The sequence below is a fragment of the Clostridium sp. DFI.1.208 genome (genome assembly GCF_024463855.1).
Lineage (GTDB): Bacteria > Bacillota_I > Bacilli_A > Erysipelotrichales > Erysipelotrichaceae > Clostridium_AQ.
In genome coordinates this window covers 1-327 of the sequence record NZ_JANGCA010000241.1, presented here as the reverse complement: position 1 = coordinate 327, position 327 = coordinate 1, and the positions used below count along the sequence as shown (strand labels likewise).

Below are 327 nucleotides of genomic sequence, written 5' to 3'. Positions count from 1 at the left end.
GAAAGGGATCATATCATTGACGAGGATGGCGTGAGTTTTACCGCAGTTCAGACAGATAATTCTGACAATCTTGATTTTCACATTACGGACAAGGAAATCAACAGAGCGAAGGTAGGTGGCATGAAAGACCCAGTCATGATGAGAACAGGAATTACAGACAATAGAATCAAAATCAATAGAAGCAATGATTTTATCATAATTTATTTGATTTAACTTGAAATTGGAAGGGAAATTGGTTATTATCATAGTGTTCTAGAAGAACGGATAGAAATCAAACTTTGGACGGAGAGATTTCTATCTTTTCTTTTACCTTTCTGATGAAGATAT

1 protein-coding gene is annotated in these 327 nt (G+C 34.9%); it reads left to right on the top strand.

The features are described 5' to 3' along the window. On the top strand, positions 1–213 hold a 213-nt coding region (locus NE665_RS24215), incomplete at its 5' end, for a hypothetical protein (RefSeq protein WP_256302745.1). Positions 214–327 lie beyond the last annotated feature (114 nt).